Annotated in this window: 16 protein-coding genes; 7 read left to right on the top strand and 9 right to left on the bottom strand. The window is 72.9% G+C overall.

The features are described 5' to 3' along the window. Window position 1: 1 nt before the first annotated feature. From ACFYW5_RS28825 to fabG, 3 genes are read right to left on the bottom strand one after another with little or no spacing between them, the layout of a single operon-like run. The gene (locus ACFYW5_RS28825) at window positions 2-1,336 is read right to left on the bottom strand and encodes an NDP-hexose 2,3-dehydratase family protein (protein WP_389420011.1); all 1,335 of its coding nucleotides are present in this window, start codon (window positions 1,334-1,336) and stop codon (window positions 2-4) included. Then, entirely contained in the window at window positions 1,333-2,277 is a 945-nt protein-coding gene (locus ACFYW5_RS28820; protein WP_389420010.1) for an aromatase/cyclase, read from the bottom strand. Before ACFYW5_RS28820 ends, ACFYW5_RS28825 begins: the two co-directional genes overlap by 4 nt. A 44-nt stretch (window positions 2,278-2,321) precedes the next feature. After that, a complete protein-coding gene (gene fabG, locus ACFYW5_RS28815; protein ID WP_389420009.1) occupies window positions 2,322-3,107 on the bottom strand; it encodes a 3-oxoacyl-ACP reductase FabG in 786 nt (261 codons plus the stop codon). 205 nt (window positions 3,108-3,312) lie between these two features. On the opposite strand from fabG, the gene ACFYW5_RS28810 reads away from it, so the two are divergent. From ACFYW5_RS28810 to ACFYW5_RS28795, 4 genes are read left to right on the top strand one after another with little or no spacing between them, the layout of a single operon-like run. After that, window positions 3,313-4,128 (top strand): thioesterase II family protein, encoded by an 816-nt coding sequence (locus ACFYW5_RS28810; protein WP_389420008.1) that lies wholly within the window; start codon window positions 3,313-3,315, stop codon window positions 4,126-4,128. Next, window positions 4,125-5,393, top strand: coding sequence for a beta-ketoacyl-[acyl-carrier-protein] synthase family protein (locus tag ACFYW5_RS28805; protein WP_389420007.1), 1,269 nt, complete (start codon window positions 4,125-4,127; stop codon window positions 5,391-5,393). Before ACFYW5_RS28810 ends, ACFYW5_RS28805 begins: the two co-directional genes overlap by 4 nt. Then, entirely contained in the window at window positions 5,390-6,616 is a 1,227-nt protein-coding gene (locus ACFYW5_RS28800) for a ketosynthase chain-length factor (protein WP_389420006.1), read from the top strand. The genes ACFYW5_RS28805 and ACFYW5_RS28800 overlap by 4 nt, the downstream gene beginning before the upstream one ends. A gap of 59 nt (window positions 6,617-6,675) precedes the next feature. Then, window positions 6,676-6,948, top strand: coding sequence for a phosphopantetheine-binding protein (locus ACFYW5_RS28795; RefSeq protein WP_389420005.1), 273 nt, complete (start codon window positions 6,676-6,678; stop codon window positions 6,946-6,948). A gap of 54 nt (window positions 6,949-7,002) precedes the next feature. Here the strand turns inward: ACFYW5_RS28795 and ACFYW5_RS28790 are convergent, their stop codons facing one another. Beyond that, on the bottom strand, window positions 7,003-7,740 hold the full coding sequence (locus ACFYW5_RS28790) for an SDR family NAD(P)-dependent oxidoreductase (RefSeq protein ID WP_389420004.1): 738 nt from the start codon (window positions 7,738-7,740) through the stop codon (window positions 7,003-7,005). Between the two features lie 160 nt (window positions 7,741-7,900). Between ACFYW5_RS28790 and ACFYW5_RS28785 the strand changes: the two genes are divergently transcribed. Further along, window positions 7,901-8,347, top strand: coding sequence for a nuclear transport factor 2 family protein (locus tag ACFYW5_RS28785; RefSeq protein ID WP_389420003.1), 447 nt, complete (start codon window positions 7,901-7,903; stop codon window positions 8,345-8,347). A 40-nt stretch (window positions 8,348-8,387) separates the two neighbouring features. Beyond that, window positions 8,388-9,116, top strand: coding sequence for an SDR family NAD(P)-dependent oxidoreductase (locus tag ACFYW5_RS28780; protein ID WP_389420002.1), 729 nt, complete (start codon window positions 8,388-8,390; stop codon window positions 9,114-9,116). 72 nt (window positions 9,117-9,188) lie between these two features. Here the strand turns inward: ACFYW5_RS28780 and ACFYW5_RS28775 are convergent, their stop codons facing one another. The 3 genes from ACFYW5_RS28775 to ACFYW5_RS28765 all read right to left on the bottom strand — a co-directional run bounded on the left by ACFYW5_RS28775 (window position 9,189) and on the right by ACFYW5_RS28765 (window position 12,392). Beyond that, entirely contained in the window at window positions 9,189-10,340 is a 1,152-nt protein-coding gene (locus ACFYW5_RS28775) for a nucleotide disphospho-sugar-binding domain-containing protein (protein WP_389420001.1), read from the bottom strand. A gap of 26 nt (window positions 10,341-10,366) precedes the next feature. Further along, complete coding sequence (locus ACFYW5_RS28770) at window positions 10,367-10,828, bottom strand: hypothetical protein (protein WP_389420000.1); 462 nt, start codon at window positions 10,826-10,828, stop codon at window positions 10,367-10,369. Between the two features lie 64 nt (window positions 10,829-10,892). Next, entirely contained in the window at window positions 10,893-12,392 is a 1,500-nt protein-coding gene (locus tag ACFYW5_RS28765) for an MDR family MFS transporter (protein WP_389419999.1), read from the bottom strand. 102 nt (window positions 12,393-12,494) lie between these two features. Here ACFYW5_RS28765 and ACFYW5_RS28760 point away from each other — a divergent pair, with 102 nt between their 5' ends. Then, window positions 12,495-13,409, top strand: coding sequence for an NADP-dependent oxidoreductase (locus tag ACFYW5_RS28760; RefSeq protein WP_389419998.1), 915 nt, complete (start codon window positions 12,495-12,497; stop codon window positions 13,407-13,409). A gap of 14 nt (window positions 13,410-13,423) precedes the next feature. On the opposite strand, the gene ACFYW5_RS28755 is transcribed toward ACFYW5_RS28760, so the two are convergent. Beyond that, window positions 13,424-14,374 (bottom strand): SRPBCC family protein, encoded by a 951-nt coding sequence (locus ACFYW5_RS28755; RefSeq protein ID WP_389419997.1) that lies wholly within the window; start codon window positions 14,372-14,374, stop codon window positions 13,424-13,426. Continuing rightward, window positions 14,371-14,997, bottom strand: a complete 627-nt coding sequence (locus ACFYW5_RS28750; RefSeq protein WP_389420089.1) for a dTDP-4-dehydrorhamnose 3,5-epimerase family protein — start codon at window positions 14,995-14,997, stop codon at window positions 14,371-14,373. The genes ACFYW5_RS28755 and ACFYW5_RS28750 overlap by 4 nt, the downstream gene beginning before the upstream one ends. Window positions 14,998-15,005: the final 8 nt, after the last annotated feature.

The following is a 15,005-nucleotide window of genomic DNA, read 5'->3' as shown; positions in this document are numbered from 1 at the left end:
CCTAGTCCATCAGGCAGGCGAGCAGTGAGCGCGCGACCACGTTGACGTGGTTGCCGTAGCGGACGAAGCCGGTGAGCTGGCGCCGGGTCATCCAGATGTAGTCCTCGGGCACGTCGGCGGGGAAGTCGTCCGGGACCTCCACCAGGAGATAGCGGTTCTCGGCGTGGTGGAACCGGCCGCCCTCCTCGGAGAGCACGGTGTCGACGTGGATCCGGGACGGCGGCGCGGACAGCACGGCGTCGAGGAACGGGGGCCGCTGCCGCTCGGGCAGATGGGCGTAGTTCTGCGGCACGCAGTTCACCGTCGGCGACATCTCGACCACGTCGGAGGTGCCCGCCTCGCTCTGGGCGTGCACGAGCAACTGCCAGTCCGCGTCCGGTCCGCCGCGCCGGGCCAGGAAGGCGACCACGCCCCGGTCGACGGGGGCGAGCAGTGGCTGCGACCAGCGGGCCACCTCCCGGCTGCTGGCCTCCACGTCGACCCCGAGCACGGTGAAGAAGGCGCCCCGCTCGTGCTCGATCCGCTCCGGGCCCCGGCTCCAGCCCTTGACCTGGTTCAGCGGGATCCGCCGCCGCTCCAGTACGTGATTGCTGCGCGCCTCGGTGAACCAGCTGAGGATCTCCGCCGCCGTGTGCGGTGCCGGCAGGCCCCGGTCCGGCGCGTCGTCGTACAGGAAGGGCAGCCCCGACAGCACGGTCCGGGAGTCCATGTTGACGACGTTGTCGATCCGCAGCAGCTCCTTCAGCAGCGCGAGGTTCACCCAGCGGAAGCTGTCGTGCGCGGGCACCTCGGCGTCCTCGGGGACCTCGACGATCATGTTGCGGTTGCGTTTGGCGAGGAACCAGGAGCCCTGCTCGGACTGCAGGGAGTCGAAGACCCGCCTGCCCCGCCGGGGGTCCACGAAGAAGTCCAGAAAGGGAACCGCGCTCCCGCGGTGCACGCGCGTGTAGTTGCTGCGCGTCGCCTGGACCGTCGGCGACAGCTGGAGCGTGTTCACATTGCCGGGCTCCATCTTCGCCTGCATCAGGCAGTACGGGACGCCGCCGAACCGCTTGACCAGGATCCCCAGGATGCCGATCTCGTCCTGGATGATGATCGGCTGCGTCCAGCTGCCGACGTCCTCGCCCAGGGACGCCTCGATGCCCTCCACGGTGAAGAAGCCGCCGCTGCGGTGCCCGAGGTTCCCGGTCGCCGGGTCGAAGTGCCAGCCGTCCAGCTCGTCGAGCGGCACCGGCGTCACGCGGTAGTGGTTCGCCGCCCGCCGCTCGGCGAACCACTGCCGGAACGCGTCCGCGTCCTCCAGCACCGCGTCCTCCAGCGCCGTACTCCCGGTCATGTGCGCGCCCTGGCTTCGGCGTACGTCTTGGCGTGGCCCAGGGTGGCCCGGCTGTTGGTGCCCAGGGCGTTGCGCAGGAACACCCGGGCCTCGGGGACGCCCGCGTCCTCGCCCAGGATCGCCTGGATGTTCTCGGTGTTGACGATCACCGTGTGCTGGGAGGTGGCGGTGGTGACGCCCCGGTCGTCCTCGGTGAGCTGCCAGTACCCGGTGTGCAGGGCCATCAGCGCGGGCAGCGTGGTCTGCTTGTAGACGATGCGGTGGTGCGGGAAGCACACGCGGACGGACTCGGTGGTGTGGGACGAGCCGTCCTTGGTCAGGGTGTCCATCCGCAGCACCTGAAGGCCCGGGGTCTCCTCGCGCAGATCCACCGCGGCGACGTGCGGCAGCCGCTCGCGCCACCGGTCGGCCTCGTTGATGAAGTCGTACACGTCCTTGGCCGAGCCGTCGATCTCGACGCTGTCCTCGAAGGACAGCCTCAGGTCGGGCGCGCCGGTGGCCAGCTCCACATTGGTCTTCAGCGCGGCCAGCTCCGAGCGGCTGTTGCGGTCCACGGCCTCATCGATCCACTCCAGGCCCTTGGGGTCGTCGTCCACGGCCCGGTAGTCGTGCAGCAGCCGCAGCCGGGTGCGCTCCGGCGCCAGGGCCTCGGCGATCCAGGTGCCGCCCATCGCGGCCACGGGCGGCGCCGACACCTCCTGACGGAAGGTGATCGTCAGCGCCCCGGGGTCCAGGACCCGGCGGGAGGTCCAGTTCTTCGCGGTGCCGTTGGCGGTGGCCCAGATCCGGATCCGCTCCTCGTTCCCCGTCTGCTCCACCCGCTCCACGAGCACGGACGGCGGGAAGATCAGCGGCCAGTTCTCCACCTCGGCGATCAGCCGGTACACCTCCGCTGCCGGAGCCTCGACGGTGATCTCGTGCTCGACCTCGCGTACGGTCATGATCGGTGTCACCTCTTTCGACGGGTCCGAAGACGCCGGAGGGGTCAGAAGTTGCCGAGTCCGCCGCAGACGTTGAGCGCCTGCGCGGTGATGGAGGAGGCGGCGTCGGTGACCAGATAACCGACGAGCCCGGCGACCTCCTCGGGGGTGGAGTACCGGCCGAGCGGGATCTTCGCCTGGAACTTCTCCAGGATCCGCTCCTCGCTGGTGTCGTACGCGGCCGCGTATCCCGAGCGCACCCGCTGCGCCATCGGCGTCTCCACATAGCCGGGGCAGACCGCGTTGACGGTGATCCCGGTCGGCGCCAGCTCGTTGCCGAGGGCCTTGGTGAAGCCGACCACCCCGTGCTTGGAGGCCGAGTAGGGGGCGCCCAGCACCACGCCCTGCTTCCCGGCGGTGGAGGCGATGTTGACGATGCGGCCCCAGTCCTTGTGCCGCAGCCCGCCCGTGTTCAGCACCTCACGGGTCATCAGGAACACGCTGTTGAGGTTGGTGCCGATGACGTCCAGCCACAGCTCGTCGGTGATGTCGGCGGTGACCCCGCCGCCGCTGCGGCCGGCGTTGTTGACCAGGACGTCGACCGTGCCGTACCGGTCGACGGCGGCACCGACGAAACGCCGGATGTCCTCGGTGGACCGCACGTCGCACGGCGTGCCGTCGACGTCGAGTCCCTCCTCGCGCAGTTCCTTGACCGTTCGCAGCACACTGTCCTCGGTACGGGCGCAGATGAAGACCCGGTATCCCCGCTGTGCCAGCAGCCGGGTGGTGGCGAGACCGATCCCGCTGGTCGCGCCGGTCACCACGGCGGTCCGTGACTCCTGCTCCGACATACATCCTCCTGACGGTGCTCCGGAAGGTCCGAACGACGCGGGGATGCTCACAGCCCGCTCTGGAAGGGCACTTGAAGGGACCTCAGGGCCCGGACGACGGCCCGTCGGGCCGTTCGCTCCCGCGACGCGGCACCACTGCCGCTCCATCTGTGGTCGAGGTGGCCTTCCCAGACTGACCGCCACCGTGACGACTCAAGAGGCGGCGATGACCCGTACTGCTCGGATCACGACACGCACGGCGGCACCCCCGGGGACCGTGGGAGCGGGCCCAAAGCTCTTCTGTTTCCCGCACGCGGGCGCCGGCACCTCCGCGTTCGGCGGCTGGCCCGCGGTGCTGGGCACGGCGGCACGGCCGGTACCCGTCCTGCTGCCCGGCCGCGACCGCAGACGCCGCGAGCCCCGCGTCACCTCGGTCCGCGGACTCTTCGCCGACCTGCTGCGGCAGCACGGACCGCCGCCCGGGGAGCCGTACGTCCTCTACGGGCACAGCCTGGGCGGGCTGATCGCGTACTCGGTGACCCGTGCCCTGGAGCGGGCGGGCAGGCGCGGGCCGGCGCTCGTGGTGGTGGGCGCCTGTCCGCCGCCCGACGCCCGCACCGCACTCGGGGACGCCCCCGAACTCCCCGACGACCTGCTGATCGACCTGCTGGAGACCTTCGGCGCGGTCGAGCCGGGCACCCCGCGCGGCGGCATCTGGCAGCGCACGGCGCTGGGTGTGATCCGTGACGACCTGCGGCTCGCCCGCGAGCTGCGCCGGGTCGCCGACGCCCCCCTCACCACCCCCCTGCTGACGGTCGCGGGCACCGACGACCCGCTGGCCGGTCCCGAGGTGATGGACGGCTGGCGGGCGTGGGCCGACGACTTCCACGGGCAGCACCTCGTCGCCGGCGACCATCACTTCGTCCGGGGCCGGGCCCTGCCCGAACTGCTGGGCCAGGTCTGCCGGGACCTGCCGCGCCATCCGTCCGCGAGCGCAGCCACTGATGAAGGGCAGCCGTTACTCATGAAGGGCAGCCGATGAACCGTCGTGTCGCCATCACCGGAATCGGTGTGGTCGCTCCAGGAGGGGTGGGAACGAAGGAGTTCTGGTCCCTGCTCACCTCCGGCCGGACCGCCACCCGGTCCATCACCTCGTTCGACGCCTCCCAGTTCAGGTCGCGGATCGCCGCCGAGGCCGACTTCGACCCGCTGGAGCACGGCTTCAGCGCCGCCGAGGCCGAACGCCTGGACCGCGCCGCCCAGTTCGCCCTCGTCAGCGCCCGGGAGGCGGTCCGTGACAGCGGCGCCGACCAGGATCTCGACCCGCTGCGCACGGGCGTCACCCTCGGCAGCGCGGTCGGCTGCACGATGGGCCTGGACGCCGAGTACAACGTCGTCAGCCAGGGCGGCAGCGCGTGGGAGGTGGACCACACCCTCGCCGTACCGCATCTCTTCGACTACTTCGTGCCCAGTTCCATGGCCGCCGAGGTCGCCTGGCGCGCCGGCGCCCAGGGGCCGGTGTCCATGGTGTCCACGGGCTGCACCTCCGGTCTGGACTCGCTCGGCCACGCCGTCGAACTGATCCGGGAGGGCAGCGCGGACGTCATGATCGCGGGTGCCACCGAGGCGCCCATCTCGCCGATCACCATCGCCTGCTTCGACGCCATCAAGGCCACCTCGCCGCGCAACGACGACCCGGCGACCGCCTCCCGGCCGTTCGACGCCACCCGCAACGGCTTCGTGCTCGGCGAGGGCTCCGCCGTCCTGGTCCTGGAGGAGCTGGACCGGGCCCGCCGGCGGGGCGCGCACATCTATGCCGAGATCGCCGGGTTCGCCACCCGCTGCAACGCCTACCACATGACTGGTCTCACCAATGACGGCCGGGAGATGGCCGAGGCGATCCGGGTCGCCCTGGACGAGGCGCGGCTCGACCCCACCGACGTCCAGTACGTCAACGCGCACGGCTCGGGCACCAAGCAGAACGACCGGCACGAGACGGCCGCCTTCAAGCGCAGCCTGGGCAGTCACGCCCACGACATACCGGTCAGCTCCATCAAGTCGATGATCGGTCACTCGCTCGGCGCGATCGGCTCCCTGGAGGTCGCGGCCAGCGCCCTGGTCATCGAGCACGGTGTCATCCCGCCCACCGCCAACCTGCACACCGCCGACCCGGCCTGCGACCTGGACTACACCCCGCTGACCGCGCGGGAGCAGCGCACCGACGTCGTGCTCAGCGTGGGCAGCGGATTCGGCGGCTTCCAGAGCGCGATGGTCCTCATCCGCCCCGAGAAGGGAGACGCACGATGACCGCCCCCGCCCCCGCGCCCCCGGTCGTCACCGGTATCGGAGTGGCCGCGCCCAACGGCTTCGGGCGGGAGGAGTGGTGGCGCGCGACCCTCGCCGGGGAGAGCGGGATCCGGGAGATCAGCCGCTTCGACGCCGCCCGCTACCCGGCCCGCCTCGCCGGGGAGATCCGGGACTTCGACCCCGCCCAGCACACCCCCGGCCGGCTGCTGCCGCAGACGGACCAGGTCACCCGGCTGGCGCTCGCCGTCGCGGACGAGGCCCTCGCCGACGCCGCCGTCGACCCCGCCGCACTGCCCGACTACGCCGCGGGCGTGGTCACCGCCAGCTCCGCGGGCGGCTTCGAGTTCGGCCAGCGCGAGCTCGAGGCGCTGTGGAGCAAGGGCGGACGGTACGTCAGCGCGTACCAGTCGTTCGCCTGGTTCTACGCCGTCAACACCGGCCAGATCTCCATCCGGCACGGGCTGCGCGGCCCCAGCGGGGTGCTGGTCACCGAGCAGGCGGGCGGACTCGACGCGGTCGCCCAGGCCCGTCGGCAGCTGCGCAAGGGGATCCGCCTGGTGGTCACCGGCGGGGTCGAGTCCGCGCTGTGCCCCTGGGGCTGGGTCGCCCAGCTCGCCGACGGCCGGCTGAGCACGGTCACCGATCCGGACCGCGCCTATCTCCCGTTCTCCGCCGACGCCTCGGGGCATGTCGCCGGCGAGGGGGGCGCCCTGCTCGTCGCGGAGGACGCGGCGGCCGCCCGGGAACGGGGGGCCGAGACGTACGGCACGATCGCCGGGTACGCGGCCACCTTCGACCCGGCGCCGGGCGAGGGCGGCTCGCGCCTGCGGGACGCCGCCGAACTCGCGCTGCGCGACGCACGGCTGACCCCCGCTGACGTGGACGTCGTGTTCGCGGACGCCGCGGGCGGCACCGCCGCGGACCGTGCGGAGGCGGAGGCCATTTCCGGGCTCTTCGGCCCGAACGGCGTTCCGGTCACCGTACCCAAGACGATGACCGGCCGGCTGTCCTCGGGCGGCGCCTCACTCGACCTGGCCGCGGCCCTGCTCTCGTTGCGCGACCAGGTGATCCCACCGACCGTCAACGTCGACGGTCCCGGCCCGGGTCTCACCCTCGACCTGGTCACCGGGAAGCCCCGCCCCGCGGCGCTGCGCACCGCACTGGTGCTGGCCCGCGGCCGGGGCGGCTTCAACGCGGCGATGGTGGTGCGGGCAGCGGACTGAGCCCGTCCCGCCGGACCCGCGACCCCACATGAGAACCCGACGCAGGAGACGGAGACACCATGCCGACTGAATTCACTCTCGACGACCTGACCACGCTGCTGCGTGATTGCGCCGGAACGGACGAGACGGTCAACCTGGACGGCGACATCCTCGACAAGACGTTCACCGATCTGAACTACGACTCCCTGGCCGTGCTCCAGATCACCGGCAAGATCGAGAACGAGCACGGCATCGACGTCGACGAGGACGCGGTGGCGGTCGCGGAGACCCCCCGCGCGTACCTGGCCGCGGTCAACGCCGCGTTCGCCGCGAACGGCGCGGCGACCGCCTGAGCGCACGACGGCCGGCGCGGTCAGCGCCGGCCGTCGCGACGACCCGGGGCCCGGCTACCAGTTGAGGCCCCCGTTCACCTCCAGCACATGCCCGTTCACGTACGAGCTCTCCGCCCCCGCGAGGAACAGCGCCGCGGCGGTGACCTCGTCGGGGGAGCCCAGGCGGCCCATCGCCAGCTTCGGCTCGTACACCGCCCAGACCCGCGCGTTGTCCTTGATCGAGCGGGTCATGCCCTCGTCGATCAGGCCCGGGCACAGCGCGTTGACGGTGATCCCCTTCGGTGCGAGCTCCACCGCCGTCACCCGGGTGAACATCTCCACCGCAGCCTTGGTCGCCGCGTAGGCGGACGCGCCCGGGGCGACGCGGGTGGCGAGCGCCGAGGACAGGTTGACGATCCGTCCGCCGTACTCACTGCGCTCCAGGTAGGGAACCGCGGAACGGGTGCAGTGGAAGACCCCGCCGAGGTTCGTGGCCATGGTGTCCGCGAAGGCCGCGGGGTCGAGCTGGGCCGCCGGTCCCGGCCGGCTGACCCCGGCGTTGGCCACCACCACGTCCAGGTGCCCGAAGTACTCGGCGGCCGCCCGCATCAGCTCGTCCACCGACTCGGGGTCCCGTACGTCCGCCTCGTGCACGACGATGTCGCCGCCGCTCCCCACCAGGTCCGCGCCGGCGCTCTTGTCCCGGCCCGCGGCGACGACCTTGCAGCCCTCGCGCGCGAACGCCTCGACGATCCGCCGGCCGAGCCCCTTGGTGCCGCCCGTGACGACCGCGACCCTTCCGTCGAGCCTCATGCGTGTCTCCCTCCGAGGTGGGTTGTCTGCTCACGTCGTGGGGAAGGGTCGTCGCACTCGCTGTGCGATGAATCGAGTTCACCTTGAGAGCGCGCTGGCACCCTCGGCCCGGGACGCGGAGGGGCCTCCGCGCGCAGCCGAGAACGAGGAGAAGAACTCGATGACCGAAGCCGCGGCCGTGCCCGGCCAGGCCGGCGACGGCAGCCTCTTCCAGCAGATCCAGCAGTTCTACGCCCGGCAGATGAGGCTGCTCGACCACGGCGCCGCCGAGGAGTGGGCGGACACGTTCACCGAGGACGGCGTCTTCGACCAGAACGTCGCCGAACCGCTGACCGGCCGCGTGAACATCGCCGCGGCCTCGCAGAAGAGGGTGGACCAGATCGTCGCCGAGGGCATCACGCGCCGCCACTGGCTCGGCATGCTCGAAGTGGATCCGCCGGACGAGCAGGGCGTCGTACAGACCCGTTACTACGCCTTCTCCATGGCCACCGAGCGCGGCGGCCGGCCGCAGATCACGGCGAACACCTATGCCGAGGACACCCTGGTCCGCCACGAGGGCGGCTGGCTCGTCCGGTACCGGCGCGTCACCCACGACGGCACCACCTGATCCGCCCGCCCTGATCCGTACGCCCCAAGGAGGCACACCCATGTCAACGCAGCGGGTCGCCCTGGTGACCGGTTCGACGTCCGGGATCGGCGAGGCGACCGCGAAAACCCTGGCAGCCGCGGGCTACCGGGTCGCGGTCAACTCCCGCAACTCGCCCAAGGAGGGCAAGGAACTCGCCGACTCGCTGCCCGGTGCCGTCTATGTGCAGGGCGACATCGCGGTGGAGGAGCAGGCGGCGCGGATCGTGGACACGGTGGTGGAGCGGCTCGGCCGGCTCGACCTGCTGGTCAACAACGCGGGCGCCACCCGGCTCATCCCGCACGCCGACCTCGCCGCCGCCTCACCGGCCGTCTGGCGGGAGATCCTGGACGTCAACGTGGTCGGCACCTGGCAGATGAGCGTGGCGGCCATGCCGCACCTGAAGGCCGACGGCGGCGGAGCCATCGTCAACATCTCGTCGATCGCCGGGGTCAAGCCGACCGGCAGCTCGATCCCGTACGCCGTCAGCAAGGCGGCGATCAACCATCTGACGCGCCTGCTGGCCAACGTCGCCGGTCCCGACGTCCGGGTCAACGCGGTGGCCCCCGGCCTCATCGACACCCCCTGGACCGCCGGCTTCACCGGCCCGCGCGAGGCCGTCACCGCGGGCGCCCCGCTGCGCCGGATCGGCACCCCCGAGGACGTCGCCCAGGCGGTGCTGACGCTGGCCGAGGCCGCGTACTCCACCGGTGTGGTGCTGCTGGTGGACGGCGGTATCCACAACCTCTGAGCGGTACGGCACGACCGCGGGACAGGATGAGGGAGCCCTCACCCCGTCCCGCGGTCGTGCCGCCGAGGCGGCTCAGGCGCCCGCGAACGCCTCCAGCTCACCGACCATGTGGGCCGGTGCCGGCTGCGCCCTGACCTCCTCGGCCACCCGCTCGGCCGCCGCCCGCAGCGCCCGGTCCGTCAGCAGCCGCTCCAGCGTGCCGGTGGTCACCTCGTGCGGGTCCACGGACAGCCCCGGCCCCGCCCGGTCGATGACGTCCGCGTTGACGAAGTTGTCCGCGCCGTGGGGCAGCAGCAGCTGGGGCAGACCGAAGGTGAGCGCGGTCAGGGTGGAGCCGGAGCCACCGTGGTGCACGGTGGCGTCGCACCGCTCCAGCAGCGCGTTCAGCGGCAGCCAGCGCACCACGCGCACGTTCTCCGGCAGCCGGGGCAGGTCCTGCTCGCTCATCCCCGTGACGACGAAGTCCGCGTCGGTCTCGGCGGCCGCCCCCAGCAGCTTCTCCAGACCGCCGGTGCCCAGCATCCTCGGCACGATGGTGCCCAGGGAGACCGCGACCCGGGCGCGCGGACGGGGAGCGGTGAGCCAGCCGGGCAGTTCGCCCCCGGCGTTGTAGGGGACGTACCGCATGGTCCAGCCCGCGCCCTCGCCCCGCATCAGGCTCGGCGGGCCGACGTGCAGGACCGCGTGGGCGGGCAGTTCCACGGGCACGCCGTGGCGTTCGAAGGACGGGGCGAGGTAGGGCAGGAAGCCCTGCGCGAAGCCGCCCTCGCGCAGCATCCCGAACCCGTGCTCCACCGCCGGCACCCCGAGCCGCCGCGCGGCGAGCAGCCCCGCGCCCTGGAGCCGTCCGTGCACGACCAGATCGGGCCGCCACTCCTCGGCGACCCGCAGCGTGCCGTCCGCCATCAGGTCGCTCACCGTCGCGAACCGCTCCAGCATGGCCGGGGTGGTGGCGCCGCCCGCCTTGACGATCGCCTGGCCGCGCACCTTCATCTGCTGCGCCAGCTCGGCGGGCGAGAGCTGCGGGCCGCCGCCGAAGACCCGGTCGAAGTCGGTGCCGGGGGACACGTCGACGACGGGCAGGCCCGCCTTCACCGCCGCGTCCACCGCCGTGTCGGACGAGGCGACGAGCACCTCGTGGCCCGCGGAGCGCAGCGCCCAGGCCAGCGGGATGACCGGGAAGAGGTGGCCCAGGGCGGGTGGGGAGGTGAACAGCACGCGCATGGTGGGGACTCCGTTCGTCGAGGCGGTTACGAGGTCCGGGTGGCGACGACGTCCACGGTGAAGCTGCTCACGACGTTGCCCTGGAGGTCGAGGACCTTGGACACGCCGTGCGAGGTCCAGTGGTCCCGGTCGCTCATGACGGCGTCCTGGTGCCCCACGACCGACCCGTCGACCGCGCCGGTCGCGTCCTTGTGCGGGTGCTTGATGTCGTACGAGAACGTGGTCCGGCCCGTGCGGTACCAGGTGTCGGTGTCGTTGCCCATGGATCCGTCGGCGAGGAACGTGAAGCTGGTCGTCCCGGCGCTCGGGATCGAGGTCTGCACCTGCGCGCTCCACGTGCCCACCGGGGAGTAGTGCCTGGCCGCCTGGACCGTGTCGGCCTCCGCGGCGCCGCCGATCGCGAGCAGCGACGGGACGGTCAGCACGGTGACGGCCAGCGTCCGCAGGAAGCGGCGGGGGCGGCGGGACGGGGCGGATACGGCGGACATGGCGGCTCCTCGGTCGGAAGGACGCGGGTGGGGCCCCGCTCCGGAATGACGCGGGTGCGCAGCCTTACGGCCGCCGCTCGAAATCCGCTGACGCGGGGCTGGAGCCGTCGTCCGTCCCCGGGGCGCCCGGCTCCCCGGCGTCGCGGGGCCGGCCGGGCAGGAACAGCGCCGGGACGAGGGCCACCGCACTGAGCCCGGCGGTCCACCAGAACGTGGTGCCGAACGCGTCGGCGACGGCCGCGGCGGACGGCTCGCCCGCGCCCTCCGCCCGGCCGAGCCGCCCCTGGAGCAGGACGGCCAGGGCGGCCGTACCGAGGGAGCCGCCGGTGCGCTGCACGATGACCAGCGCGGGGGCGGCCCGGGGCACGGCCTCCTTGGTCAGCGAGCGGTAGGCGCAGGCGGTCAGCGGCGTGGCCACGGCGCCCAGGCCGAGCCCGCGCAGGACCAGTGAGCCGGTCAGCACGGCGTCGCCGCTGCCGGGTCCGGCCCCGGTGAAGGCGAGGGTGCCCAGGACGGTCAGCGCGATGCCCGTGAGCACGATCCAGCGCGGCCCGAAACGGTCCACCAGCGCTCCGGCGAGGGCGAGCGCGATCACCGTGCCGGCGCCCTGGGGGGCCAGCAGCAGCCCGGCCCGCAGCGCGTCGTGGCCCTGCACCTGCTGGTAGTACAGGGGCAGCAGGAACATGGCGCCGAACAGGGTGGCGCCGAGCAGGAACAGCAGCCCGGACGAGAGCGCGAACGCCCGGTTGCCGAACAGCCGGAGGTCGACGACCGGGGGCCGGGCCCGCTGCCGCAGCGCCCGGACGACGAACACCGCCATCAGCGCCGCCCCGCCGCCGACGCAGGCCAGCACCCGCCCGGAGCCGAAGCCGCCCTCGGACTCCTCCAGCACGGACAGCCCGTACAGCAGCGCGGTCAGACCGGGGGAGAGCAGCAGCAGCCCGAGCACATCGAGGCGGGGCCGTTCACCGGGAGCGGGGGTGTCCTTCTCCAGGGCGCGCCAGGCGAACGCCAGGGCGACGGCGCCGAGCGGCAGGTTGATCCAGTAGATCCAGCGCCAGCCCAGGTCGTGGACCAGCAGTCCGCCCACGCTCGGCCCGACGATCGGCGCGAGCTGCGTGGGCACGCTCACCAGCGTCATCACCCGGCCGATCCGCCGCGGCCCGGCGGCCCGTACCAGCAGGATCTGGGCGAGCGGCGGGATGAGCCCGCCGCCCAGGCCCTGCAACAGCCGGAAGGCGATCAGGCTCTCCACCGACCAGGCCGCGCCGCACAGGGCGGAGGCCGCGACGAACAGCGCGAGCGCGGACAGCCACATGCGCCGGGCGCCGAAGCGCTCCGCCGCCCAGCCGGTGACCGGGACGACCATGGCGAGCGCGAGCAGATACCCGGCCGCCACCCACTGGAGCGAGGAGAGCGGGGCGGAGAAGTCCCGGCCGACGCTGTCCAGCGACACCGAGACGATGGTGGCGTCCATCGCCGAGAGGAACGCGCCGCAGACGATGACCGCCCCGAGTCGCACCAGACGCGCGTCCAGCTTGTCGCCGGTGTCCTGCTCGGCCATGGCCTTCCCCCGTTTCCGAGACGCCCTCAAGTGTCTCAACTGCCAAGCATCGTAGGGTGGTTGGGAAGAGACTGACCGGAAGTCCAACGGGAGGAAGACCGCATGGCCACGGCAATGGCGTTCGCCGCGTACGGAGGTCCCGAGGTGCTGCGCCCCCTGGAGTTGGAGGAACCGGTCGCGGGACCCGGGGAGGTGCGGGTCCGGGTCCGCGCCGCCGGGGTCAATCCGGTCGATGTGAAGCTGCGGCGCGGTGACTTCGCGGGCATGGTCCCGGTGACCTTCCCGCAGCGGCTCGGCAACGAGTTCGCGGGGGTGGTCGACCAGGTCGGCACGGACGTCACCGGCCTCGCCGTGGGCGACGAGGTGCTGGGCTTCACCGCGATGGCCGCCTACGCCGAGGTCCTCACGGTCCCCGCCGGCTCGGTCACCGCCAAGCCCGGCGCGCTGTCCTGGGAGGTGGCCGGCGCCCTGTCCGCCGTGGGGCAGACCGCGTACAACGCGCTGCGGGAGCTGAAGGTCGGGCCCGGCGACACCCTGCTGGTGCACGCCGCGGCCGGGGGAGTGGGCACCGTCGCGGTCCAGCTCGCCCGGCGCCTCGGCGCGCGGGTCATCGGCACGGCGAGCGAGCGCAACCACGCCTACCTGCGGTCCCTGGGCGCGGAACCGGCCGTGTACGGCGACGGGCTCGCCGAGCGGGTACGGGCCCTCGCCCCCGAGGGCGTGGACGTGGTGCTCGACGCGGTCGGCGGGGAGGCGGTGCAGGCGTCCCTGGAACTGGTCCCCGACCGGTCCCGGATCGGTACGACCGTGGACCAGAAGGCGGCCGACGAGCACGGCATCGTACGGCTGCGGGGCGCCCGTTCGGCCGGGATCCTCGCCGAACTTGCGGAGCTGGCGGCGGCGGGCGACCTGGTGCTGCCGGTCAGCTCCGCGCATGCGCTGACGGCCGCCGCCGAGGCGCATCGCGAGGTCGAGGGCGGCCATGTGCGCGGCAAGGTGGTGCTCACCGTCGGCTGACCGCTCCCGCGTCCTCACCCGCCGTGCCGTCGCCGCTCCGCGAACTCCCGCGCACGGGCCAGCACTTGGCGGCTGCTGGTGCTCAGCGCCCGGCGGGTGAAGGCACCGGCCTCCGCCACATCGGGGACGCCGCCCTGGGCCAGGACCACGGTGTGCCGGGAGGAGACGAGCGTCCCGTCCCCGTCCGCCGTCACGGTGTAGCAGCCGGTGTGCACCGCGGCGAGCGGCGGGATCAGCAGATGCCGGTACGCGATCCGCTCGGGCGGGAAGCACACGCGGACGACCTTGGAGGGGTGGTCCACCCCGCGTTCGGTGTGCGTGACCCAGTCCAGCAACTGCACGTTCTCGCCGCCGTCGCGCGCGTCCACGGACACGATGTGCGGGATGCGGCCGGGCCAGGCCGCCGCGTCCGCCAGGAACTCGTACACGTCCGCGACCGAGCCGTCGATCCGCGCGGTGTCCTCGATCTCGACGACCAGCCGCTCGTCGGCGGCCTCCCGCTCGGCCGCCTCCTTGAACGCGGCCAGCTCGGCGGTGCTGTTGCGGTCCAGGGTGTCGGCGATGAACTCCAGGACTGCCGCCTCGTCCGAGGCCGGCCGGCAGTCGTGCAGCAGCCGCACCCGGCAGGTGCGCTCCGACAGCGGTTCCACGATCCAGGAGCCGCCCATGTCCGCCACCGGCGCCTGGGTCGTCTCCTGCCGGTAGTCGACCCGCAGTTCCCCGGGGCGCAGGGTTCGCAGGGCCACCCACGGGAAGACCCGGTCGCCCGAGATCAGCCAGACACCGACGCGTTCGCGGGTGCCGTCGCCGGAGAACCGCTCCATGTGCGCGATGTTCGGGAAGAGCCGCGGCCAGTGGGCGACGTCGGCGAGCAGCCGGTACACCAGAGCGGCCGGCGCGGCGACCTCGGCCCGGTGCTCCACCTCGTGCACCTCGCCGGGTGCCGTTCCTGCGGGCGCGCTCATGAGGGTGCTCCCTTCCCGGCGGCCGCGGCGCCGGCGTCCAGGCTCGCGGTGAAACGCCGGCAGGCGTCGTAGTCGGGCAACAGCCCTTCCTCGGCGAGCTGTTTGAGGGTGGGCGCGCCCGCGTCGCGCTCGGACAGCAGTGGCTCGCCGAGCGCCGGCCAGTCGATGTCCAGGTCGGGGTCCATGGGGTGCACGGCCCGTTCCCGCTCGGGGGCGTAGACCGACGAGCAGAGGTAGGCGACGGTGGCCGAGTCGGTCAGCGCGCAGTAGCCGTGCCCCAGGCCCTCCGCGATGTACACCGCCTTGCGGGTGTCCCCGTCCAGCCGTACCGCCTCCCAGCGCCCGAACGTCGGGGAGCCCTCCCGCATGTCGACGATCACGTCGAGGACCGCACCGGCCGGGCAGGTCACGAACTTGGCCTGGCCGGGCGGCACATCGGCGAAGTGGATCCCGCGCACCACACCGAGCGAGGAGACCGCGAGGTTCGCCTGCCGCAGCTCCAGCGGATGCCCGACCGCCTCGGCGAGCCGGTCGAAGCGGTACCACTCCATGAAGCGGCCCCGGGCGTCCTGGTGCTGCTGGGGAGTCACCTCCCACAGCCCCTCGATCGACAGAGCTCTGATCTGCACGG

Origin of the sequence: Streptomyces sp. NPDC002779, from assembly GCF_042888685.1 — a bacterium.
GTDB lineage: Bacteria > Actinomycetota > Actinomycetes > Streptomycetales > Streptomycetaceae > Streptomyces.
This window is presented reverse-complemented; position numbering and strand designations above follow the sequence as displayed.

Excerpts from the sequence above, each read along its gene's own strand:
- ACFYW5_RS28820 (WP_389420010.1), bottom strand. The coding sequence starts at position 2,277 with ATGACCGTACGCGAGGTCGAGCACGAGATCACCGTCGAGGCTCCGGCA.
- ACFYW5_RS28785 (WP_389420003.1), top strand. The coding sequence starts at position 7,901 with ATGACCGAAGCCGCGGCCGTGCCCGGCCAGGCCGGCGACGGCAGCCTC.
- fabG (WP_389420009.1), bottom strand. The coding sequence starts at position 3,107 with ATGTCGGAGCAGGAGTCACGGACCGCCGTGGTGACCGGCGCGACCAGC.
- ACFYW5_RS28780 (WP_389420002.1), top strand. The coding sequence starts at position 8,388 with ATGTCAACGCAGCGGGTCGCCCTGGTGACCGGTTCGACGTCCGGGATC.
- ACFYW5_RS28790 (WP_389420004.1), bottom strand. The coding sequence starts at position 7,740 with ATGAGGCTCGACGGAAGGGTCGCGGTCGTCACGGGCGGCACCAAGGGG.
- ACFYW5_RS28770 (WP_389420000.1), bottom strand. The coding sequence starts at position 10,828 with ATGTCCGCCGTATCCGCCCCGTCCCGCCGCCCCCGCCGCTTCCTGCGG.
- ACFYW5_RS28775 (WP_389420001.1), bottom strand. The coding sequence starts at position 10,340 with ATGCGCGTGCTGTTCACCTCCCCACCCGCCCTGGGCCACCTCTTCCCG.
- ACFYW5_RS28755 (WP_389419997.1), bottom strand. The coding sequence starts at position 14,374 with ATGAGCGCGCCCGCAGGAACGGCACCCGGCGAGGTGCACGAGGTGGAG.
- ACFYW5_RS28805 (WP_389420007.1), top strand. The coding sequence starts at position 4,125 with ATGAACCGTCGTGTCGCCATCACCGGAATCGGTGTGGTCGCTCCAGGA.
- ACFYW5_RS28825 (WP_389420011.1), bottom strand. The coding sequence starts at position 1,336 with ATGACCGGGAGTACGGCGCTGGAGGACGCGGTGCTGGAGGACGCGGAC.
- ACFYW5_RS28765 (WP_389419999.1), bottom strand. The coding sequence starts at position 12,392 with ATGGCCGAGCAGGACACCGGCGACAAGCTGGACGCGCGTCTGGTGCGA.
- ACFYW5_RS28795 (WP_389420005.1), top strand. The coding sequence starts at position 6,676 with ATGCCGACTGAATTCACTCTCGACGACCTGACCACGCTGCTGCGTGAT.
- ACFYW5_RS28800 (WP_389420006.1), top strand. The coding sequence starts at position 5,390 with ATGACCGCCCCCGCCCCCGCGCCCCCGGTCGTCACCGGTATCGGAGTG.
- ACFYW5_RS28760 (WP_389419998.1), top strand. The coding sequence starts at position 12,495 with ATGGCCACGGCAATGGCGTTCGCCGCGTACGGAGGTCCCGAGGTGCTG.
- ACFYW5_RS28810 (WP_389420008.1), top strand. The coding sequence starts at position 3,313 with ATGACCCGTACTGCTCGGATCACGACACGCACGGCGGCACCCCCGGGG.